Source organism: Paracoccus aminovorans, assembly GCF_001546115.1.
GTDB lineage: Bacteria > Pseudomonadota > Alphaproteobacteria > Rhodobacterales > Rhodobacteraceae > Paracoccus > Paracoccus aminovorans_B.
Map to the genome: position 1 here is coordinate 1,820,706 of NZ_KQ955208.1, position 22,399 is coordinate 1,843,104.

The window sequence follows — 22,399 nt, forward strand, 5'->3', positions numbered from 1 at the left end:
AAGAGGGCAAGGGCCTGACGGCCTTATCCCGCAGATAGGGCCAGTCATGAGCCGCCTTCCCCCCGCAGCCCGCGACCGGCTGGCCGACGAGATCACCTTCCAGCCCGCCAATGCCGAGGCCCGGCTGCTGCGCGAGGCGCTGGGCCGCTATGCGACCGGCGTCACCGTCGTCACCACCGCCGGCTCGCTGGGGCCGGTGGGCATGACCGTGAACAGTTTCGCCAGCGTTTCGCTGGAGCCGCCACTGGTGATGTGGTGCCCGGCGCGGGCCTCGACCCGGCACGATGTCTTCGCGCAGGCGGCGCATTGGTCGGTGCATGTGCTGGGCTCGGAGCAGCTGGAAACCTGCCTGCGCTTCACGAAGGGCGGGCGGCAGTTCCAGGGGCTGGAGCCGGTGCTGACCCCCGAGGGCGTGCCGGTGATGCCGGGGGTCGCGGCGCGTTTCGATTGCGCCGGCCATGCCGCGCATGAGGCGGGCGACCATTCCGTGCTGATCGGCCGGGTGCTGCGGGTGACGGTGGCGGGGCCGGGCGACCATCCGCTGGTCTTTGCCGCCGGGCGCTTCGGGCAGTTCGAGCCCGACCAGAGCGGTTGAGGCGCAAGGGGGCTCTGCCCCCACGTCTTGCGCGCCCCTCGATGGGGCACGCAAGACGTTCCCCCGGAGTATTTTCGAAACGGTGAAGGCGATCAGCTGCCTTCCAGCGGCGGCAGCGGCTGCGAGAAGATGTCGTCGATGCGGGGCACGGGCGCGCTGCTGGTGCGGATCGACCGGCCCGGACCCGAGAGCGTGGCGATCTGGCCGGCCAGCTGCGCGATGGCCTGGGATTGCGCGCGTGCGACGGCGGCTGGGCCTGCATCGGCCAGGGGGATGCTGATGTCGAAGCTGCGCGCCTGGTTGGCGCCGCCGGCGGTGGCATCACCGACGAAATAGCGGCCCGACAGGCGATAGGTTCCGTCGGCCAGGGCCAGCGCCTTTTCCACCCGCACCTCCAGCGTGCGGCGCGGCGGTTCCGACAGCGGCCAGGGTTCGGCGATCACCGTCGCGCCCGACAGGTCCGAGATCGTCCGCGCCAGCGTCAGCGTGAAGGCGCGCTGCGGATCGTCGGCCCAGAGCTGTTTCGTGTTCGAGCGCACGGCGCCGTCCGCCGTCTGCCAGCTGACCTCGTCGCTCGCGGCATATTCCGGCAGCGACACGTCCTTGAGTTCCGCCGTGCCCAGCCGGTCAGCCACGCGCTGGCCGCTGTCCGGCGGGTCGATCAGGTAGCGGGCGGTCTTTTCGCCGTTCGAACAGGCGGTTAGGGCGAGGCAGGCGGCGGCGGCAAGGATCAGGCGCATCTTATCGTCCCAGGATGAAGGCTTGCGGGTTGCGCTCGATGGTGCGCGCGAGGCTGCCGAAGGCATTGGCGGCGCGGCGCATCTCGCGCATCAGGTTGATGGTCTCGGTGTTGAAGCTCGAGCGGTCGCCATAGGCCGCCAGCACCGCGTCGGCGCGCGCCGCCAGCGTTTCGAGCCGGGCCGAGAGCTGCGGCAGGCGCTTGGCCGCGTCCGAGACATCCTGCGCCGCCGTGCTGGCCGAGGCCAGCGCCGTGTTCAGGCTGCCCGCCGCATTGCCGTCGCGCAGGTCGTTCAGAAGGCCGGTGGCGGATTTCAGCGTCTCGGACAGGTTCTTCGGCAGCTGCTCGGCATCCTCGGTGCCCAGAAGCGCGCGGACGTCCCGGAGGATGCCCTCGGCCTCGGTGCCGATGGCGGCGAAGTCCACCGCCTCGATCTTGGCGGCGGCGGCGTCGATCTGATCGACCATCTGCGGCACGTCGGCGGCGGCGAGCTTGACCGCCTCGGCCGCGGCCTGGGCTTCGTCCACCATGCCGCGGATCTGGGTCAGGGCGCCGGATTCGCGCAGCTCGGCGGTGGCGCTCCTGATCTCATCGGCGGCGGAGCCGGCGTTCTCCAGCGTGCCGCGCAGCGCGGCGGGGATGGCGCGGGTGTCCTCGCTGCTGGCGATGGCGGTGACCGAGTTCATCATGTCGCTGGCGGATTTCAGCACCTCCTCGATCGGCAGGTTGCCGACCCGGGCCAGGAAGCCCTGCGCCGTGCCGGTGAAATCCGAGATGTCGCCTGGCGCCGAGGGGATGACCGGGTTCGGCTGCGCGTCGCGGTCCAGTTCCGCCGGCGCGGCGTCGGGCAGCGCGACCAGCTCGACCTCCAGCGAGGTGCCGAAGAAGCCGGCGCTGGCCAGGCGGGCGCGCAGGCCCTGGCGCACCTGGCCCTCGATGAAGTCCAGCGCCTGTTCGGGCGTCGAGCCCGCCGGCAGGCCCAGGCGCTCGGGGGTCAGGGCCAGCGTGACCTCCTGTTCCACATGGTCCTGGCCCTGGTCGTCCTTGACCGTGCGCGCCGCGAAGCTGGTGACGCGGCCGACGGTCAGGCCCATGAACTGGACGTTGGCGCCGGTTTCCAGCCCGCTGACCGATTCATCGACCAGCATGGTCAGGCGCAGCGCCTGGCCCTGGTCGTCGAAGAGATTGGCCTCGGCCGAGGCCTGATCGGGCTGCAATGAAAAGACATGGCCGTCCTCGACCGGTGCGCCGCCCGAGTTCAGCGTGGCGAATTCCGCCCCGCCCTGCAGCACCGAGGCCAGCGAGTTCACGTTCAGCGACAGCCCCTGCGCCCCCAGCGAGACCGAGAAGCCCGAGGTGTCCCAGAACACCGTCCGCGTGGTCAAGAGCTTGTCATAGGGTGCGGCGATGAAGACATCGGTCAGCACGCCCTCGTCGTTCTCGGCCAGGCGCAGGTTCTGCATCTGCCCGACCGGCAGGCCGCGGAACAGCACCGGCGCGCCCTCGGTCATCCCGCGCGAGCGCTCGGCGGAAAGCACGATCCAGGTGCCCTTTTCGCCGAAGCTGGTCAGCGGCGGCTTGTCGAGGCCCTTGAACGCGGTCTGCGGCTGGTCGACCTTGTCGTCCCAGTAGCCCTCGACGAAAGAGCCGGTCAGCACGGTGTCGAGCCGCGAGATGCCCTGGGCCGAGACCTGCGGCCGCACGATCCAGAACTGCGCGTCCTTGTCGATATAGGGGGCCAGATCCTTGTCGACCCGCATCTCGACCTTGACCTGTTGCAGGTCTTCGGTGAAGCGCACGGATTCGACCTTGCCCACGGTGATCTCGCGGAATTTCAGCGCGGTTTCGCCGGGGGTGATGCCGGTCGCGTCCTTGAAGGCGACCGAGATCAGCGTGCCGCGGCCGGCGATCATGTTCCAGCCGACGCCCAGGGTGACGACCAGCGCGATGATCGGCACCAGCCAGATCAGCGGCAGCCCGGCACGGACCGCGCGGGCGGCGGGCTTGCGGGCAGGTTCGGCGGGTTTCAGGGGGGCATCCTTGGGCGGCGGCGTATCCGTCATTCCGGGTCCTTGCGGCTGCGCAGCGGCAGGCCGCGCCAGATCAGTCGAGGGTCGAAGCTTTGCGCGGAAAGCATGGTGAAGGCAACCGACAGCGCGAAGGACACCGCGGCCGGCCCGGGATGGATCGAGGCGACGAAGCCCAGCTGCACCAGGGCCGACAGGATCGCGACCACGAAGACGTCGATCATCGACCAGCGGCCGATGAATTCGACGATCTCGTAGAGCACCAGCCGCTTGTGCGCCTGCCTGACCGTCGCCGGCCGGCCCGCGACCAGCGCCAGCCAGCTGATGGCGATGAACTTGCCCAGCGGCACCACGATCGAGGCGACGAAGATCACCGCCGCGACCCAGTAGTTGCCATAATGGATCAGCTCGACCACGCCGCCCAGGATGGTGGATTCGCTGCTGCCCCTGAGCCCGCCGAAGACCGAGGTCTTGAGCATCGGGAACAGGTTCGCCGGGACATAGAAGATCAGCCCTGCGGCCAACCAGGCCCAGACCGCGTTCAGGCAGCGCCGGTCGGGCGGCACCAGCGCGCCGCCGCAGCGGGCGCAAATGGTCTCGGATTCCGGCCAGACCCGGCCGCAGCCGCGGCAGCCGGCCAGCCCGGCGCGGTGCGCGGTCATCACCGGGGCATGCTGGTCCTGGCCCGGGGTCACGCGCGATGCTCCGGCATGATCTCGCGCCCGTCGGTCGGCAGGCCCGCGTCCTCGATCGCGTCCCAGATCGTGGCGGCGCTGGTGAAGGCATTGCTGGCGGCATTGACCAGAATCAGCGCGCAGAACGCCCAGAAGGCCGGGCCGAAGCTGATATTGGCCAGGCCCCCGACCTTGATCAGCGCGACGGCGGTGCCGATGACGAAGATCTCGGCCATGGACCAGGGCCGCAGCGCCTCGGACAGGCGAAAGGCAGGGACGGCATGGGCAAAGGGCCGGCGGTTCCGGCTGAGCGGCAAGAGCGTATAGACCAGCAGCACCGCCCGCAGCACCGGCAGCCCGACGATCGAGCCCAGCAGCGCCACGGTCAGCGGCATCAGCGCGCCATGCGAAAACGCCAGCGCCACCCCGAAAAGCGAGGTCTGGTTGCCGAAGCCCATGCGCGAGATTTCCAGGAAGGGAAAGAACACCGCCCCCACCATCAGCACCAGCGAGGTAAAGGACAGCGCGATGATCCGGGTGAAGGCACCGGCACGCGGGCTGGCCAGCACGGTGTTGCAGCGCACGCAGCGCGCGGTCTCGCCGGGTTCCAGCTCGCGCTCGACATGCAGCGCATCGCAGCGCGGGCAGGCGATCAGCCCGGCGCCGGTGGTCAGGTCATATGCGCCCTCGGTCAACATCCGGCCAGAATATCGGGGCGGGGGGCCGGCGCAAGATGCGGCGTCCGGGCGGGCGACCGATTCGCCCTGGAGGCGAGTGCGATATGCGCTTCGGAGCTTGGGCGGCGGCGGGAAGTAAGCCTGCGCATGATCGCATGAACCTTGTTCATTTACAGGCGCTTGATCCGGTTGCTGGCCTGATCGGACGTGCGCTGGGGACGGGAAATGCGGCGCATTTGAGCCGTTAACTGGATATTAGCGCGCCGCGCATAGAGCTTGGGGGCAGGACACAGGAAAGGTATGGCCATGGCCGGCAACGGGGGCGGCGCCCCGATCATCATCAAGCGGGTGCAGGGCGGGGGCGAAGCCGGTCATCACGGCGGCGCCTGGAAAGTCGCCTATGCGGATTTCGTGACCGCGATGATGGCCTTCTTCCTGCTGATGTGGCTTCTGAATGCCACCACGGAAAAGCAGCGCCAGGGCCTGGCGGATTACTTCAACCCGACCATCGTGCAGTCGCCGGCCAGCGGCAGCGACGGTCCCTTCGGTGGCGAGGTGCAGGATTCCGACACCAACAGCGGCAAGGGCGCCGGCGCCTCGCGCGACCAGCTGATGGCCCAGGCGCGCGAGGGGCAACAGGCCGGCTTCGAAGAAGTGGCCCGCAGCATCCAGAACCAACTGACAGGCAGCGGCGCCGAATCGATGCAGAAGGTCAACCTCCTGCGCCATGTCGTCACCCGCATGACCGACGAGGGGCTGGTGATCGAGCTGACCGACCTGATGGACGAGCCGCTGTTCGTCGGCGACAGCGCCCAGCCCACCCCGGCGATGAAGGAACTGGCCGAGGTGCTGTCCAGCGTGCTGGAGCGCGTCAAGAACGAGATCGCGCTGACCGGCCATGTGCGCTCCTATCCCGAGATGCTGATCCAGTCGCCGGTCTGGGCGCTTTCCGATGCCCGCGCCCACGCGCTGCGCAACCTGCTCGAGGGGACCGGCTTCGACAGCACCCGCATCCAGCGCGTGACCGCCTATGCCGACCGCCGCAACCGCTCGGTCAACCCGATGGATCCGAACAACAACCGGATCGAAGTGATTTTACTCAGATGACCGCCGCCGGCCGGAGCGCATTAGGGCCCTGTTAATCCCTCTCCGGCAGAATTCCCAGGAACGACTCAGACAGGATGACTGCAGAATGTCCATCTCTTCCGCCCTCAGCGCCGGGGTTTCCGGCCTGGCCGCCAACTCGACCCGGCTGGCCAATATCTCGGACAATATCGCGAACTCGGGCACCTACGGCTACAAGCGCGTGGATACCGAATTCGAAAGCATGGTGATCAACCAGGGCCGGGGCGGTGGTCTTTACACCGCCGGCGGCGTGCGCGCCGCCACCGCGCGTGACGTCAACCAGCGCGGCAACCTGGTCACCACCTCGAACGCGCTGGACATCGCCATCACCGGCCGCGGCATGCTGCCGGTCGTCACCTCCTCCGCGGTGGCCTCGGGCTACAGCACGCCGCGCGACCTGATGATGACCACCACCGGCTCGTTCGACACGGACGACCAAGGTTATCTGCGCACCAACTCCGGCCTGGTGCTGATGGGCTGGCCGGCGAATGCCGACGGCACGATCCCGGCGCAGCCGCGCGATTCCGCGACCGGGCTGCAACCGATCCGCATCGACGGCAGCCAGACCGCCGCCGATCCCACCACGCGCATCACCCTGGGCATCAACCTGCCGGCCGATGCTGCGGTCGGCGGCGCCACGGGCGACGCGCAGGAAATGAATGTCGAATATTTCGGCAATCTCGGCAATTCCGAACAGATGACCTTCACCTTCACCCCGGATGTTTCGGGCACGACGGGCAGCCGGTCGAACAGCTGGACGATGGAGGTGCGCGATTCCGCGATCATCGACGACGCGGCGACTGCCGCGGATGAATCGCTCATCGGCAGCTATACGCTGGAATTCGACAGCAGCGCGACCACTGGCGGCCGGCTGATGAACGTCACGACCGGCTCGGGCGGCGCCTTCGATCCGGCCACCGGCGCGCTGACCGTGACCGGTGCGAACGGTCCCATGACCATCGACCTCGGCCGCTACGGCGCCAGCCAGGGCATCACGCAGCTGGCTTCGGATTTCTCCCCGGCCAATGCGACCAAGAACGGGTCTCCGGTCGGCAGCCTGACCGCGCTTGAAATCGACGAGAACGGCTATATCCGCGCGACCTATGACACAGGCTTCACCCGCACCCTTTATCAGGTGCCGGTGGTCGACGTGCCGAACCCGAATGGCCTGATCGCGCTGGACGACCAGACCTACAAGGTTTCCCCCGATTCGGGCGCCTTCTACCTGTGGAACTCGGGCGACGGTCCGACCGGAGAGATCGCCGGCTACGCGCGCGAGGCATCGACGACCGACGTGGCGGCCGAGTTGACCGACCTTATCCAGACCCAGCGCGCCTATATGTCGAATGCGAAGGTCATCCAGACGGTCGACGAGATGTTGCAGGAAACCGCCAACCTGAAACGCTGATAACGCCACCGGGGCAAGAAGGGCTTGCCCCGGCGCACCGCCAATCGGAGCTGTTGCATGAGTATTTCGTCCGCAATTTCCAACGCCGTTTCGGGCCTGACCGCGGCCTCGCGGGGCACCGAGCTGGTGTCCTCCAACATCGCGAACGCACTCACGCCCGGCTATGCCCGGCGCGAACTCGAGCTTTCATCCCGCCCGTCCGAGCGTGGCGGTGGCGTTAATGTGGCAGGGGTCGATCGCATCCTGAACGCCGGGTTGCTCGCCGACAGCCGCCTTACGCAAGCCGATGTCGGTGCATCGGGAACGACATCGGCCCTTCATGTCGCAATGGAGCAACTGTTTGGAACCGGCCAGGAGGCGTCTTCCCTGGGTCAGATGCTGACGGCCTTTGAATCCGCCCTGACCAGCGCGGCCGCTCGTCCCGACAATGAGACGCAGCTGGGCAATGTGCTGACGGCCGCCACCGGCTTGGCCGACAAGCTGAACACCATGTCCGAAAGCATCCAGGCCGAGCGCACGGCGGCAGACAGTGCCATCAGCAAGGATGTCGCGCGCCTCAATGCGGCGCTTGAGCAGGTCGCCGTGCTCAACAAGCAGATCGTCAGCCTTTCGGCGCAGGGCAAGGATGCATCTTCCCTTGTGGACACCCGGCAGGCTGTGATCGACGGGATCGCGGATATCGTGCCTGTCAAGGAAGTGCCTCGGGAAAATGGCCGCATCGCGCTTTTCACCGTCGGCGGCGCCATCCTGCTTGACGGCACCGAGCCCGCGAGCATCAGCTTTGAAAGCGCCGGAAACATTACTCCGCAAATGTCCCTGGCCAATGGCGCGCTGGCAAGGTTGACGTTCAATGGCAAGGAACTGAGCGCCGGGCAGATGGACATGTTCAGCGGCGGGACCATCAGTGCCAATTTCGCCATCCGGGATGAGGTGGCGCCCGAATATCAGCAGCAGATCGATGGGTTCGCGCGCGAGATCTATGACAGATTGGCCGATCCCGCGGTCGATCCGTCTCTGAATACCAGCGGGCCCGGCATCTTCACAGATGCGCAAGGTGTCCTGGATCCTGCCGATGAAACCGGCTTTGCCGGTCGCATCTCGGTAACCGCGCTGATCGATCCCGCAGCTGGCGGCGATTTATGGCGCATCCGTGCCGGCGTGAACGCCGCAAACTCTGGAGATTCCGGGGACAGCGGCCTGCTGGGCCGCCTGAGCTCTGCTCTTTCGACAGCGCGGCTGCCCGCCTCGGGAAACCTGACTCAACAATCGCGAAGCCTGCAGAGCCTCGCCGCGCATCTTTCGTCCTTTGCCTCCACCAATCGAATTCAGGCAGAAGCCACCGCGTTGCAGGACAGCGCGCATCAGAACAGTCTGAAAACAGCCTTGCTGGCGGACGGCGTGGATACCGACAAGGAGATGGAAAGCCTCCTGGCGCTGGAGCGAGCCTATTCCGCCAATGCGAAGGTCTTTCAGACCGCAAACGACATGCTTGATGCTATTCTGAGGTTGACATGACATCCTTCAACTCGATCGGTGATCTTTCGCGCACCTTCCAGCTTCGCCTTGGTCAGAGTTCATTGAAAAGTCGGCTTGATCAGCTGACCCAGGAGATGATGACGGGCATCAAGACGGATGTCCCCAAAGCGCTGGGCGGAGATCTGCACAAGATCTCGCATATCGAGGGGCGGCTGGCCATGCTGAGTTCCTTTCAGCTGAATGCATCCGAGGCTCAAGCGCAGTTTCAAGCCATGCAGACTGCGCTGGAAAGCATCAAGGACACCGTGGACGATCTTGGACCAAGCCTGCTCACTCAGGCCGGAGGCTCGGACGAGAACCAACTTCGGTCACAACTTGGTGGCATCGAGCAGAACTTCCGCTCGATGTTCAGCACCTTGAATACCAATGTCGCAGGGCGCTACCTGTTTTCCGGATCCCGTTCCGATACGGCGCCGCTCGGCAGCTTTGATGACATGATGACGGCTTTGGGCACGGCAGTCTCTGGCGCTACGACGGCCTCGGATATCGCAGCGCGCGTTGACGCTTGGTTCGATGCTCCGGCCGGTGCAGGCGGCTTCCTGGATACCACTTTCCAGGGCAGCGACAGCGGCAGCACCTCCCTGGCCGTATCCCCCGACAGCCAGGTCAGCATGAGCTTGACCGCAAACTCTTCGACATTGCGCGATACGCTGAAAGGCATGGCCATCATGGCATATGCCTCGGAAGCCGGCACGGGCGTTGACGGGGCGACGCTGCGCGATCTGTTTACCGAAGCAGGTTCACGGCTGGTGAAAGGAAGCACCGGATTGATCGGTGCCGCTGCCGATCTTGGTCAAAGGCAGGCCGTCGTCACGCAAGCGCAGACCCGAAATGGCGCCGAGGTCACGGCGCTGTCTGTCGCCCGATCAAACCTCATAAATGCCGATCCTTACGAGACGGCCACGGCCCTCGAGGAAGTGGAAGCCAAGATCGAAAGCCTATATGCGCTTACCGCGCGTCTCTCGCGTCTCAATCTGACTGATTACCTGTCATGAGATTTCTTTTCATCCTTCTGGCGGCCCTTGGCTTTGCGCAACTCGCAGTCGCTGCGCCTGTCCGTATCAAGGATCTCGCGAATGTGGACGGAGTGCGGGGAAACGATCTCGTGGGCTACGGTCTGGTCGTCGGCCTCAATGGTTCGGGCGACAGCCTGCGGAACGCGCCATTCACAGAAGAGATCATGGCCGGATTGCTCGAGCGTTTGGGAGTCAACGTCACCGACGAAGCGTTCCGACCAAAGAACGTTGCGGCGGTGATTGTCACAGCTGCGCTGCCGCCTTTCGCGCGCGCAGGCTCCCAGATCGATGTGAATGTGGCGGCTATCGGTGATGCAAAGAGCCTGCTTGGCGGCACTCTGGTGATGACGCCGCTGAATGCGGCCGACGGCGAAATCTATGCTGTCGCCCAAGGGGCCGTTCTTGCCGCGGGCGCGGAGGCTTCCGGAGCGGCTGCTTCGGTCGTCCAAGGCGTCCCCACAACAGGTACGATACCCTCGGGCGGAAGGGTGGAGAGAGAGGTGGCTTTCGACTTTTCGCAAATGACCAATTTGCGGTTGGCCCTGCGAAATCCGGATTTTACAACGGCTGCACGTGTAGAGGCCGCAATAAATCGCAAGCTTGGCCGCGGACTGGCAGAGCTTGTCGATTCTGGAACTATTTCCATCAACTCCACTGTTCTGGGCAACGTCAATCCCGCGCGCCTTATGGGGCAGATCGAGAATATTACCGTGGAACCGGAAGCTGCGGCCAGGGTCGTTATCGATCACAAGTCGGGAACCATCGTGATGGGAGAGGATGTCAGAATTTCCCGCGTGGCGGTTTCGCAAGGCAATCTGACTCTTCGCGTTCGCGAGGCACCGGTCGTGTCTCAGCCTAATCCGTTCGCTCCTGGGGAAACCGTGGTCGTGCCGCGCACGCAAGCCGAGATAACGCAAGAGCCCGGTATCGGATTTGCGGAAGTATCGGGTGAATCGTCCTTGTCAGAGGTGGTCGCGGGTCTTAACGCGTTGGGAATTCGGCCAAGAGACATGATTGATATCCTGAAAGCCATCCATGCGGCGGGGGCGTTGCACGCCGAATTTGTCGTGAACTAAGGGGAATCCCCTATGGTTAAGGGAATGCGAACCGGCTCTATCGGCTCTGATGATGTGACCGCTCCCCGACGGCATCACTGTGCCAAGGTGGGTCTTCGAGGATCCAGATAGGAGAGCGATCATGTCTGAGATTATCACGGTCGGGTTCGAGCTGGCGAAGAATGTGTTTCAGGCGCATGGTGCTGACGCCTTGGGCGGGCGGTTCTGCGCAAGAAGCTGAGACGCGATAAGGTGCTTGCATTTCAGGTAGTTGCGGCCGTGCGTCGTGGCAATGGAAGCCTGCGGCGGCGCTCGCTTTTGGGGCCGCGAGATCGGCAAGCGAGGCCACGAGGTCCGTCTCATCCCGCCCGCCTACGTCAAACCCTTCGTGAAGCGGCAGAAGAACGACGCTGTCGATGCTGAAGCGATTTGCGAAGCGGCCATGCGCCCGACGATGCGCTTCGTGCCCCGTCAAAAGCAAAAAGACCCAAGGGGCCGCCATGGTGTTTCGTATCCGCGAGTTGCTGATCCGGCAGCGGACACAGGCGATCAATGCGCTTCGCGGCCGGGTGAGTTCGGGCAGATCGTGCCGCAGGGGGCCGCCAACACGGCGCGACTGATCGCTGTCGTCGAGGACCCCGACAGCGGGGTTGCCCGCCGATGCCATTGCCACGCTGAAGGTGCTTGTCGGCGCTCTCACCCATCTGGAGGTGGAGATCGGCAAGCTCGACATCGAGATCGCTCGCCGGGCCAAGGAGAACGTGGTAGCCCGACGGCTGATGACGGTGCCCGGCATCGGGCCGCTGATCGCCACGGCAATCGCGGTCCTGGCTCTACCGCCCGAGCCGCGAGGTGCTGACGTTCCGCCAGCATTCCCCGGAGGCAAGCAGCGCCTCGGAGCCACGACGAGGATGGGCGAGCGATCCTTGCGTCGGCTGCGGATCATCGGGGCGAACAGCCGTCAAGCGGCACGTCCATGCCGGAGCCTGACCGTGCACGTGGCTGGGCAAGGTGCTGACACGCAAGCCGCCGATGCTGGTGCGGGTGGCGCTGGCGAACAAGATGGCGCGCATCGTCGGAGCGAAAGAGGGCAAAGAGCAGTTTGGCGCAATAGTCGTGAGACGGGACCGGCAGACCTAGGGTGCAACAGGGTGCCTTCGAGCACGCGGCTTTGATCTGGACCCGACCTGCGGATACATACGGGCCCGCGGCCTGAAGATGGTCGCAACAGAGGTCGGAGACATGTCAGCACCCGGTGACGCGCCAAGAGCAACTCCGAAAATATCTCTTGCGCAAGGGGCGGTTACACATGTTGCACAAACCGAGCGAGGGATTTATGGTGTGAATACAGCGTGGTAGTTGGATGGCATGAGCAGATCGGCACCGCCGACTACAAGGCCCGGAACGAGCCAGCCTACGACGAAGCGCTCGAGGGCCGCGGCTCGCTGTCGATCTGGTTCGGCCGGCCATGAGCGGGGAAGCTCCCACCGGCAAGCGTGGCCGTCAGCCCGACGACAGTGCCGCGATCCAGGCTGTCTGACCATGGAAATGCGGTTTGGCATGGTGCGCCGTCACACCTCCGCCCATTCAGGCCGGAAAAGCCGCCGCCAAATCGCCCGCGATCCGCGCGCCGTCCTCTGCCGGCAGTTGTGGCGGCTGGGTGAAGTCCAGAACCCCGTCCTTCAGATAGGCCTGGGACGACACGTCGTGGACGTGATGCATCGGCACGACATGGGCATGGGCATGGGCGACATGGATGCCGGTATAGAACAGCGCCACCCGCTCGACCCCGTAGAGCGCCTTCATGTGCCGAGAGAGCCTTTGCGCGCAGCTGGTGATGCGGGTGGCCAGATCCTCGGGCAGATCCTCGAACCAGGGATAGTGCTGCTTGGGAATGATCAGGCAATGCCCGGGGCGGATCGGATGCAGGTCGAGAAAGGCCAGGATATGGTCATCCTCATGCACGCGATGCGCGGGCAATTCCCCGCGCGCGATACGGCAGAACAGGCAGTCGTCACCGGACATGGGCATCCTCATCGGGCGGGCGCGCGGCCGCCAGGGGCCGCGCGGCGGGGATCAGTAGCGGTAATGCTCGGGCTTGAACGGGCCTTCGGGCGTCACGCCGATGTAATCGGCCTGTTCGCGCGACAGCCGGGTCAGCTTGACGCCGATCCGGTCCAGGTGCAGCCGCGCGACCTTTTCGTCCAGCGCCTTGGGCAGGATATAGACGCCCGGCGCGTAGTCGTCGCCCTTGGTCCACAGCTCGATCTGCGCCAGCACCTGGTTGGTGAAGCTTGCGGACATGACGAAGCTTGGGTGGCCGGTGGCATTGCCGAGGTTCAAGAGCCGCCCCTCGGACAGCAGGATGATGCGGCTGCCCGAGGGCATCTCGATCATGTCCACCTGCTCCTTGATATTGGTCCATTTGTGGTTGCGCAGGGCGGCGACCTGGATCTCGTTGTCGAAATGGCCGATGTTGCCGACGATGGCCATGTCCTTCATCTCGCGCATGTGCTCGATGCGGATCACGTCCTTGTTGCCGGTGGTGGTGACGAAGATGTCGGCGCTGGCGACCACATCCTCCAGCACCACGACCTCGAACCCGTCCATGGCGGCCTGCAGGGCGCAGATCGGATCGACCTCGGTGACCTTGACCCGGGCGCCGGCGCCGCGCAGCGAGGCGGCCGAGCCCTTGCCGACGTCGCCATAGCCGCAGACCACGGCGACCTTGCCGGCCATCATCACGTCGGTGGCGCGGCGGATGCCGTCGACCAGCGATTCCTTGCAGCCGTATTTATTGTCGAATTTCGACTTGGTGACCGAGTCGTTCACGTTGATCGCCGGGAAGGGCAGCAGCCCCTTCTTGTGCAGGTCATAGAGGCGATGCACGCCGGTGGTGGTTTCCTCGGACACGCCGCGCAGCGCCGCGCGCTGGTGGGTGAACCAGCCGGGCGAGGCCGCCAGCCGCTTGCGGATCTGCGCGAACAGCGCCTCTTCCTCTTCGCTGGTCGGCACGTCGATCAGCCCGGTCTCGCCGGCCTCGACCCGCGCGCCCAGCAGGACATACATGGTCGCGTCGCCGCCGTCGTCCAGGATCATGTTGGCGGTGCCTTCCGCGAACTGGAAGATCTGGTCGGTATAGGACCAGTATTCCGGCAGCGTCTCGCCCTTGATGGCAAAGACCGGGATGCCGGCCTTCGCGATCGCCGCCGCGGCATGGTCCTGGGTCGAGAAGATGTTGCAGGACGCCCAGCGCACTTCGGCGCCCAAGGCCACCAGCGTCTCGATCAGCACCGCGGTCTGCACGGTCATGTGCAGCGAACCGGCGATGCGGGCGCCGGCCAGCGGCTTCGCTTCGCCGTATTCGGCGCGCAGGGCCATCAGCCCGGGCATCTCGGTCTCGGCGATGTCCAGCTCCTTGCGGCCGAAATCGGCCAGGGAGATGTCACGGATGATGTGGTCGGTCATGGATGCCTCGCGCAGCTTGTCGCGGCGGCCATACCATTCCCGGCGCTGCGGCGCAAATCAGCCGTTGAGGCCGGCCTTGGTGAAGAACACCCCCGGATTGGCGCCGTCGCTGAAGCCGATGCCCGAGGCGATGACGCAACTGGTGGCATCCGGCCGCTCCAGCACCACCGTCCAGGTGCCCATCAGCGCCGAGCCCCACAGCGCGGTGCCCTCATGCCCGGCGGCGACCCTTTCCTCGCCGAAATCGTGGCTCAGGGTCGATTCCACCTCGGCCTTGCGGTCGCACCAGGGCTGGTCGCCGCCGGCATTGTCGGACAGCGGCAGCGTGCGGGCCATCTCGCGCACCTCGCGCGGGTCCATGCCCGCCACCGCCGACCAGCCGCGCGGATTGGCCAGGTTCTGCTCGCGGCTCATGGTGGTGGCCATGGCCGGGGCGGCGCCCGTCATCAGCGCCGGGGCGGCGACGGCCAGCGCCAGAACGGCGGGGACAAGGCGGGTCAGCAGGGTCTTGGTCATCAGATCAACCTTTCGCTTGGCAGCGGGTTCGCGGGCAAAACGCCGCCCCGCGCGGCAAGGTTCCGCAAGTGTTCCATGCTGGCGGCGCGGGCGCGGATGGCCTAGAACCAGACCGGGGCCAGAACCAAGGGGGGCGGAATGGCGATCTTGCTGGCGGATGTGGGCGGCACCAATGCGCGCATGGTGCTGGCGCGGGACGGTGCGCTGGACCCGGGCTCGATCACCCGCTTTCGCGGCGACGACCACGCCAGCTTCGACGATGTGGTGACCGCCTATCTGTCGCAGCAGGGCAGCCCGCAGATCGAGGCGGTCTGCGTCGCCGTCGCCGGCCCGGTCTGGGGCCACGAGGCGCGGCTGACCAACCGCGACTGGGATTTCTCGGAAGCCCGGCTCTGCGCCCTGACCGGCGCGCCGCGCGCCCGGCTCATCAACGACCTGATCGCGCTGGGCTATGCCACGCCGACGCTGGACGGCGCGGCGGCGGGCTTCCTGCGCGTCCCGGCCGAGGCCGCGCTGTCGAACGGCCAGCGCCTGGTGGTCAATGCCGGCACCGGCTTCAACGTCTGCGCCGTCAAGGTGCTGCCCGGGGGCGGCATCGCCTGCCTTGAAGCCGAGGAAGGCCACACCCGCCTGCCGCTTTCGGTCGCGGAGCCGCTGGCGCAGGCGCTGGGCGACAAGGCGGGCCAAGTCGATTCGGTCGAGGAACTGTTCGCCGGCCGCGGCCTCGCGCGCCTGCACGCGCTGCGCAGCGGCACGGCGCCGGCGCGGGCCGAGACCGTGACCGATGCCGCGGCCCAGGGCGACGCCGAGGCGCTGCGCACGCTGGCGCTTTACGCCCGGCTCCTGGGTCTTTTGTGCCGGGAACTTGCCTTGCGATTCATGCCGATGGACGGGATGTTCCTGACCGGCAGCGTGGCGCGGACCTGCGCCGACCGCTTTGCGATCTTCGAGGCGGCCTTCCTGTCCGACCCGCTGATGGCGCGGATTCCGCAGGCGGTTCCGGTCGGGGTGATCCGCGACGACATGGCTGCGCTGCATGGCTGTCTTGCCGCGATCCGCTGAAAATTGCCCGAATCCGGGCCGCTCGCGCTGGATTTTGTTAGCACTCCCTGCAATGCTGCTGCAAAACGCGAAAAGCAGGGCAGACGGGCAATGAAAAGCTGGATCAGGGCAGGGGTATCGGCCGCAATCGTGCTGGGCGCGGGGGCGGGCGTGGTGATGGCCCAATCCTCGGGGCCCTCCTCCTCCTCGCCCTTCTCGGGGCTTTTCGGCGGCAAGGGCGGCAATGCCAGCTCGCCCGTCGATGTCGATTTCAGCATCCGGGGCGGCGACGACGAGCTGCTGCCGCAGATCCGCGCCACCTCTCTGCTGGTCAGCGCGCAGGACGAGGCGCGGGTGACCGGCCAGGACATGCTGGCGGCGGCGCGCGGCGACTATGCCCGCATCCTGGGCGTGCTCTACGACAACGGCTATTTCTCGGCGCTGATCGACATCACCCTGGACGGGACCGAGGCCGCGACCATCGCGCCGCTCGACGCGCCGAAGCTGGTGCGCAAGGTCGTGGTGCAGGTCGATCCCGGGCCGCGCTTCCGCTACAGCCGGGCCGAGATCGCGCCGGTCGCGCCCGGCACCGAACTGCCCAGCGAATACCACACCGGCGCCATCGCCCGCACCAGCGACATGAAGGGCGCGGCCACCGCCGCCGTCTCGGGCTGGCGCGACGTGGGCCATGCCAAGGCCGATGTGGCGGAAACCCGGATCATCGCCGATCACGCCACCAACAAGATCGACAGCCGCATCCTGCTGGCGCCCGGCCCCGAGCTGCGTTTCGGCAAGCTGACCATCCGCGGCGAAAAGCGCATGGACCCGCGCCGGCTGCGCAAGATCGCCGGTTTCCCCGAGGGCGAGAAATTCGACCCCGAGAAGCTCGAGGATGTCAGGAAGCGCCTGCGCCGTTCGGGCGTGTTCTCGGCCATCACCCTGACCGAGGCGGATTATATCGGCCCCGGCAATACGCTGGACGTGGATCTGCTGGTGGTGGAACAGAAGCTGCGCCGGCTGGGCGCCGGCTTTGAATATTCCAACACCGACGGGCTGGCGCTGACCGCCTATTGGATCAACCGCAACCTGTTCCGCGGCGGCGAGCGGCTGCGCGTCGATGCCGGCGTTTCCGACATCGGCGGCGACACCGGGCGCGACTATAACCTGGGCGTGCGCATCGACCGGCCGGCGACGATCACCGCCGACACCACCGGCTATGTGCTGGCCCAGGTCGTCAGCGAGCAGGAAGAGGATTACGACCTCAAGTCCGGCACCTTCGGCCTGGGCTTCACCTGGCTGCCCAGCGACGAGCTGACCGCCGACGTGGCGCTGCAATATCGCGCGCTGCGGGTGGATGACGATTCGGGCCAGACCGACTTCCGGCTGTTCGCGCTGCCGGCCTCGGTCACCTGGGACAAGCGCGACGACCAGAACGACGCCAAGCGCGGCTACTGGCTGTCGGGCGGCGTGACTCCCTTCGTGGGCTTGCAGGACGAGACCGGCTCGGGCGCGCAGATCACCGCCGAGGGCCGGGCCTATTACAGCTTCGGCCAGGACGACCGCTTCACGCTGGCCGGCCGCGCCCGGCTCGGCACCGTCGCCGGCCCCGACATTCAGGAAACCCCGCGCGACTATCTGTTCTGGTCGGGCGGCGGCGGCACCGTGCGCGGCCATTCCTATGAATCGCTGGGCGTCGAGGTGATCCAGGGCCCGGACGGCCCGGTCAAGACCGGCGGCATGTCCATCGTCACCCTGACCGCCGAGACCCGCATCCAGGTCCGCGAGAAGATCGGCCTGGCGATCTTTGCCGACGCCGGCCGGGTCTGGGAGGACAGCACCTGGTCCGGTGCCAGCGGCTGGCAGGCCGGCGCCGGCGCCGGCATCCGCTACAAGACGCCGATCGGCCCGCTGCGCTTCGACCTCGCCACGCCGGTCGGCGGCGGCGATGGCGACGACGGCGGGGTGCAGGTCTATATCGGTCTGGGGCAGGCATTCTGATGCGCGATCTGGCTTACCGTTTCCTTTTCGCCCTCTGCCTCGTGCTGGCCGCGCCTTTGGCCGCCATGGCGCAGGACAGCGCCGCCGAGATCTCGCAGCAGGTCGAGGACGACAAGGGCTTCATCACCCGCTTCCTGCAGGAAAAGCTGTCCGGCGCCGGCCGCGACGTGCAGATCGACGGTTTCCGCGGCGCGCTGTCCTCGCGCGCGACCTTCGACCGCATGACCATCGCCGACGATGACGGCGTCTGGATCACCCTGGAAAACGGCGCCATGAGCTGGAGCCGCTCGGCGCTGCTGTCGCGCCGCATCCAGATCGACGAGCTGTCGGCCGAACGCATCATCCTGCCCCGCCTGCCCGGCACCGGCGAAAGCGCGCCCAAGGCCGAGGCGCGGGAATTCTCGTTGCCGCAGCTGCCGGTCAGCGTGAACATCGACAAGATCCAGGTCGGCCGGGTCGAGCTGGGCCAGCCGATCATCGGGCAAGAGGCGGTGATCGCCATCGCCGGCGCCATGAACCTGGAGAACGGCGAGGGCCAGACCAAGCTGACCATCGACCGCGTCGACGGCCCGCGCGGCCAGTTCCTGCTGGACGCGGGCTTTTCCAACGAGACCCGGGTGCTGGCGCTGGACCTGCGGCTGGACGAGGACAGGAACGGCCTGTTCACCAATATCGTCAAGATGAACGGCCGCCCGGCCGTGCAGGCGCAGATCTCGGGCACCGGGCCGCTGTCGGACTATACCGCGAAGATCGCGCTGATGACCGACGGCGCGCCGCGGGTGCAGGGCACCGTCGCAGTGCGTTCCGAACAGCGCGACGGCGCCGCGGGCACCGCCTTCCTGGCGCAGCTCGACGGCGACATTGCCTCGCTGACCGCGCCCCAGAACCAGCAGTTCTTCGCCGGCACCTCGCAGATCCGCGCCGAGGGCTGGCGCGGCGCCGACGGCCGGCTGCTGGTGCCGGAACTCAAGGTCACCACCGGGGCGCTGGACCTCGCGGGCTCGGTCGCCACCACCGCCCAGGGCGCGCCGGAAAGCGCGCATCTGACGTTGCTTCTGGGCCAGGACGCCGGCGCCACGCAGCTGCCGGTCGCGGTGCCCTTCGGCGACAAGCCGATGACCGTGACCTCGGGCAACCTGCGGCTGGACTACGACGCGGCGCAGGGCGCGGGCTGGGTCTTGAAGGGCCGCGTCGGCGACATGACCCGCCCCGACCTGACGCTGACCGAGCTGCGGCTCGACGGCCGCGGCCGGGTGGTGCTGACCGAGGCCCAGGCGCTGTCCGAGGTGCGCGGCTGGGTCGCCTTCGGCATGGACGCGGTGAAACCCACCGACCCCGGCCTGGCCGAGGCGCTGGGCGACACGCTGAACGGCGGCCTGAACTTCGCCTTCACCCCCGGCAATGCGCTGAAATTCTGGGGCATGAACATCAACGGCAAGGGCTATGGCTTCAAGGGCGAAGCCGAGGTCTCGGGCCTGAAAAGCGGCCTTGCCATCGCCGGCGACATCACCGCCACGCATGACGACCTGTCGCATTTCTCGCGCCTGGCCGGGCGGGCCTTGGGCGGACGGGCCGAGGCGGCGATCAAGGGTCGCTATGTCCTGCTGGGCAAGGCCTTCGATCTGGACACCCAGGTCAAGGGCCAGGACATCCGCATCGGGCAAGAGCAGGCCGACCGCATGCTGGCCGGCGAATCGACCATCGACCTGTCGGCCAGGCGCGACGGCACCGGCATCCAGCTGCGCAAGCTGACCGTCAACGCCCAGAACCTGACGGCCGAGGCGCAGGGTTACCTGAACAGCAATGCCAGCGACGTGACGGCGACGATCTCGATGCCCGACCTGTCGGTGGCCGACCCGCAATATGCGGGCGCGGTGCAGACCCGGGCGCATCTGACCGGCCCGCAGGGCGGCCGCAAGCTGGCGCTGGAGGGCAAGGCGCAGGACCTGGCCTTGGGCCGGCCCGAGATCGACGGCGCCTTCAAGGGCGAGACCGACCTGGTGATCGAGCTCTTGGAAAGCGCCGGCGCCTATCAGTTGCAGCAATTCAGCCTGCAAAACCCGCAGCTCGACGCCCAGGGCAAGGGCAGCTTCTCGATGCAGGCGCTGGACGGCGAGCTTTCCGTCGCCATGCCCGACCTTTCGGTGCTGGGCCGCGGCTTCTCGGGCGGAGTGGTGCTGCAAGGCACCGCCTCCAGGCAGGGCAATGCCCGCCGGCTGGAGCTGACCGGGCGCGGCACCGACCTGCGCTTCGGCCAGCAGGACGTGGACGGGGCGCTGACCGGCGTCACCGACCTGAAACTCTCCGCGCGCGAGCAGGGCGGCGAATTCACCATCGACAGCTTCAACCTGCAAAACCAGCAGATGCAGGCCACGGCCCAGGGCACCATCGGCCAGGCGACCGACATGACCGGCGCGGTCAGCATCAGGTCGCTGGCCAGCTTCGGCCGCGGCTGGCGCGGGTCGCTGCAGGCGCAGGGCAGCTTCAAGGACGCGGGCGACGGCGCGCGCCGGCTGGACGTGACCGGCACCGGCACCGACCTGTCCTTTGGCCAGGCCCAGGTGGACGGCGCACTGGCCGGCCAGACCCGGCTCGCCGTGCAGGGGACCGAGCGCGGCGGCGTCTTCACCATCGACACCGCGACGGTGCAGAACCCGCGCCTGAACGTGGACGCCGCCGGCACGCTCGGCAAGGGCGCCACCGACCTGACCGCCAACCTGCGCGCCGACGACCTGCGCTTTCTCGGCCGCGGCTTCCGCGGCGCGGTGCAGGCCCAGGGCCGGGTGCAGGACCAGCAGGACGGCACCCGCGCCATCACCGCCACCGGCAATGCCAGCAACCTTGCCGTCGGCAATGCCCAGGCCGATGCCGTGCTGGCCGGCCAGACCCGAATCGAGCTTGCCGCGACCCAGCGCGCCGACGGAAGCCTGACCGTCAGCCGGCTGCGGGCGCAGAACCCGCAGCTCTCCGTCACCGGCGACGGCAGCCCGTCCGAGGGGCTGAACCTCGACGCCCGGCTGGCCGACCTGGGCCTGCTGGTGCAGGGCTTCCCGGGACCGGCGACGGTCAAGGGCACCATCCGCAACGCCGGTCCGACCTATGACGTGAACCTGACCGCGACCGGACCGGGCGATACCCAGGCCCGCGTCACCGGCACCGCCGCGACCAGCCTGGCGACCGCCGATATCCGCATCGAGGGCACCAGCAATGCCGCTGCCGCCAACCCCTTCCTGCGCACCCGCTCGGTCGAGGGGCCGCTGCGCTTCGATCTGCGGCTGAACGGCAAGCCGGCGCTGGAATCGCTTTCCGGCCGGGTCGCGCTGACGGGCGGCCGGCTGGCCGAGCCGCGCTTCGGCCTGGCCGTGGGCAGCCTGAACGCCAATGCCGATTTCAACGCCGGCCGCATCGACGTGGACGTGCGCGGCGCGGTCGAGGCCGGCGGCACCATCACCGTCAGCGGCCCGGTCAACCTGACCGGCAGCCGGCAGATGGACCTGGACGTGCGGCTGGCGAATGTCGTGCTGCGCGACCCGAACCTCTATGAAACCCGGGTCAACGGCGCGATCAATGTCGCCGGCACGGTGGGGCAGGGGCCGCTGGTCTCGGGCCGCATCGACGTCGGCCATACGGAACTGCGCATCCCCTCGACGGGCCTCGGCGGTGCGCGGGCGATCCCCGACATTATCCACCGCTCGGAACGGCCGCCGCAGCGCCAGACCCGGGCCAAGGCCGGGCTGCTGGAATTCCCCAGCCCCGACGCGATCGCCGCCGGCATGACCTCGCCGCCGGCCATCCCGCCGGCCGACCCGGCGCGTTTCGACCTGCTGATCTCGGCCCCCGACCAGGTCTTCGTGCGCGGTCGCGGCGTCGATGCCGAGCTGGGCGGCGAGATCCGCCTGACCGGCAACGCCCGCCAGCCGATCCCCATCGGCAAGCTGGAACTGATCCGCGGCCGCGTCGACCTGCTCGGCAAGCGCTTCGACATGACCGAGGGCATCATCGAGTTGCAGGGCAGCCTGGTCCCGGTGATCCGCCTGGTGGCCGAGACGCAGCAGGACGACATCACCACCCGCATCATCATCGACGGCGAGGCCTACGACCCCGAGATCACCTTCGAATCCTCGCCCGAGATGCCGCAGGAAGAGGTGCTGTCGCAGCTGCTGTTCGGCCGGGGCCTCGACAATATCAGCGCCTTGCAGGCGGCCCAGCTTGCCAGCGCCGTGGCGACGCTCGCCGGCAAGGGCGGCGAGGGCATCATCGGCCGGCTGCGTGCCTCGACCGGACTGGACGACCTGGACCTTGCCACCGACGACCAGGGCAATGTCTCGGTCCGCGCCGGCAAGTATCTGTCGGAAAACCTCTATACCGACGTGCAGGTCGGCGGCGATGGCAAGACCCAGCTGAACCTGAACCTCGACATCAACAAGGCGCTGACCGCGCGCGGCTCGGTGGATAGCGAGGGCGAAAGCTCGATCGGCCTGTTCTACGAACGCGACTACTGACGCGCCCGCGCCCGTTCGGCCC

Annotated in this window: 16 protein-coding genes and 2 pseudogenes; 11 read left to right on the top strand and 7 right to left on the bottom strand. The window is 67.3% G+C overall.

Annotation, left to right across the window (positions count from 1 at the left end; translation table 11 throughout):
- The first annotated feature begins 46 nt into the window (after positions 1 to 46).
- Positions 47 to 595, top strand: a complete 549-nt coding sequence (locus tag ASV56_RS09380) for a flavin reductase FerA (RefSeq protein ID WP_062561730.1) — start codon at positions 47 to 49, stop codon at positions 593 to 595.
- Positions 596 to 687: 92 nt separating this feature from the next.
- Here ASV56_RS09380 and ASV56_RS09385 read toward each other — a convergent pair whose 3' ends face one another.
- The 4 genes from ASV56_RS09385 to ASV56_RS09400 are packed head-to-tail and all read right to left on the bottom strand — an operon-like array spanning position 688 to position 4,733.
- Entirely contained in the window at positions 688 to 1,335 is a 648-nt protein-coding gene (locus tag ASV56_RS09385) for a PqiC family protein (RefSeq protein ID WP_062561731.1), read from the bottom strand.
- 1 nt (position 1,336) lies between these two features.
- Positions 1,337 to 3,397 carry a PqiB family protein gene (locus ASV56_RS09390; RefSeq protein WP_062561732.1) on the bottom strand — a complete coding sequence of 687 codons (2,061 nt, stop codon included), beginning with the start codon at positions 3,395 to 3,397 and terminating at the stop codon, positions 1,337 to 1,339.
- The gene (locus ASV56_RS09395; protein WP_062562301.1) at positions 3,394 to 4,023 is read right to left on the bottom strand and encodes a paraquat-inducible protein A; all 630 of its coding nucleotides are present in this window, start codon (positions 4,021 to 4,023) and stop codon (positions 3,394 to 3,396) included. Before ASV56_RS09395 ends, ASV56_RS09390 begins: the two co-directional genes overlap by 4 nt.
- A gap of 29 nt (positions 4,024 to 4,052) precedes the next feature.
- Positions 4,053 to 4,733 carry a paraquat-inducible protein A gene (locus tag ASV56_RS09400; protein ID WP_062561733.1) on the bottom strand — a complete coding sequence of 227 codons (681 nt, stop codon included), beginning with the start codon at positions 4,731 to 4,733 and terminating at the stop codon, positions 4,053 to 4,055.
- A 285-nt stretch (positions 4,734 to 5,018) separates the two neighbouring features.
- Between ASV56_RS09400 and ASV56_RS09405 the strand changes: the two genes are divergently transcribed.
- The 7 genes and pseudogenes from ASV56_RS09405 to ASV56_RS24405 all read left to right on the top strand — a co-directional run.
- Positions 5,019 to 5,819: a flagellar motor protein MotB gene (locus ASV56_RS09405; RefSeq protein ID WP_062562302.1), complete on the top strand. Its 801-nt coding sequence runs from the start codon at positions 5,019 to 5,021 to the stop codon at positions 5,817 to 5,819.
- 85 nt (positions 5,820 to 5,904) lie between these two features.
- Positions 5,905 to 7,245: a flagellar hook protein FlgE gene (locus ASV56_RS09410; RefSeq protein ID WP_062561734.1), complete on the top strand. Its 1,341-nt coding sequence runs from the start codon at positions 5,905 to 5,907 to the stop codon at positions 7,243 to 7,245.
- A gap of 57 nt (positions 7,246 to 7,302) precedes the next feature.
- On the top strand, positions 7,303 to 8,760 hold the full coding sequence (gene flgK, locus ASV56_RS09415) for a flagellar hook-associated protein FlgK (RefSeq protein WP_062561735.1): 1,458 nt from the start codon (positions 7,303 to 7,305) through the stop codon (positions 8,758 to 8,760).
- Positions 8,757 to 9,776, top strand: coding sequence for a flagellin N-terminal helical domain-containing protein (locus tag ASV56_RS09420; protein ID WP_062561736.1), 1,020 nt, complete (start codon positions 8,757 to 8,759; stop codon positions 9,774 to 9,776). Before flgK ends, ASV56_RS09420 begins: the two co-directional genes overlap by 4 nt.
- Complete coding sequence (locus ASV56_RS09425) at positions 9,773 to 10,873, top strand: flagellar basal body P-ring protein FlgI (RefSeq protein ID WP_062561737.1); 1,101 nt, start codon at positions 9,773 to 9,775, stop codon at positions 10,871 to 10,873. The genes ASV56_RS09420 and ASV56_RS09425 overlap by 4 nt, the downstream gene beginning before the upstream one ends.
- A 121-nt stretch (positions 10,874 to 10,994) precedes the next feature.
- Positions 10,995 to 11,992: pseudogene (locus tag ASV56_RS22705) on the top strand (IS110 family transposase).
- Between the two features lie 228 nt (positions 11,993 to 12,220).
- Positions 12,221 to 12,433: pseudogene (locus ASV56_RS24405) on the top strand (IS5/IS1182 family transposase); the annotation flags it as partial.
- Positions 12,434 to 12,439: 6 nt separating this feature from the next.
- On the opposite strand, the gene ASV56_RS09430 reads toward ASV56_RS24405, so the two are convergent.
- Genes ASV56_RS09430 through ASV56_RS09440 form a run of 3 tightly spaced genes read right to left on the bottom strand, consistent with a single transcriptional unit; the run spans position 12,440 to position 14,836 of the window.
- Positions 12,440 to 12,877 (bottom strand): HIT family protein, encoded by a 438-nt coding sequence (locus ASV56_RS09430; protein ID WP_062561738.1) that lies wholly within the window; start codon positions 12,875 to 12,877, stop codon positions 12,440 to 12,442.
- Positions 12,878 to 12,928: 51 nt separating this feature from the next.
- Positions 12,929 to 14,320 carry an adenosylhomocysteinase gene (gene ahcY, locus ASV56_RS09435; protein WP_062561739.1) on the bottom strand — a complete coding sequence of 464 codons (1,392 nt, stop codon included), beginning with the start codon at positions 14,318 to 14,320 and terminating at the stop codon, positions 12,929 to 12,931.
- A gap of 57 nt (positions 14,321 to 14,377) precedes the next feature.
- Positions 14,378 to 14,836 (bottom strand): hypothetical protein, encoded by a 459-nt coding sequence (locus ASV56_RS09440; RefSeq protein WP_062561740.1) that lies wholly within the window; start codon positions 14,834 to 14,836, stop codon positions 14,378 to 14,380.
- Between the two features lie 138 nt (positions 14,837 to 14,974).
- Here ASV56_RS09440 and ASV56_RS09445 point away from each other — a divergent pair, with 138 nt between their 5' ends.
- The 3 genes from ASV56_RS09445 to ASV56_RS09455 all read left to right on the top strand — a co-directional run bounded on the left by ASV56_RS09445 (position 14,975) and on the right by ASV56_RS09455 (position 22,377).
- Positions 14,975 to 15,898, top strand: coding sequence for a glucokinase (locus ASV56_RS09445; protein ID WP_062561741.1), 924 nt, complete (start codon positions 14,975 to 14,977; stop codon positions 15,896 to 15,898).
- A 90-nt stretch (positions 15,899 to 15,988) separates the two neighbouring features.
- Positions 15,989 to 17,875 carry an autotransporter assembly complex protein TamA gene (locus tag ASV56_RS09450; RefSeq protein ID WP_062561742.1) on the top strand — a complete coding sequence of 629 codons (1,887 nt, stop codon included), beginning with the start codon at positions 15,989 to 15,991 and terminating at the stop codon, positions 17,873 to 17,875.
- Positions 17,875 to 22,377: a translocation/assembly module TamB domain-containing protein gene (locus ASV56_RS09455; protein ID WP_062561743.1), complete on the top strand. Its 4,503-nt coding sequence runs from the start codon at positions 17,875 to 17,877 to the stop codon at positions 22,375 to 22,377. Before ASV56_RS09450 ends, ASV56_RS09455 begins: the two co-directional genes overlap by 1 nt.
- Positions 22,378 to 22,399: the final 22 nt, after the last annotated feature.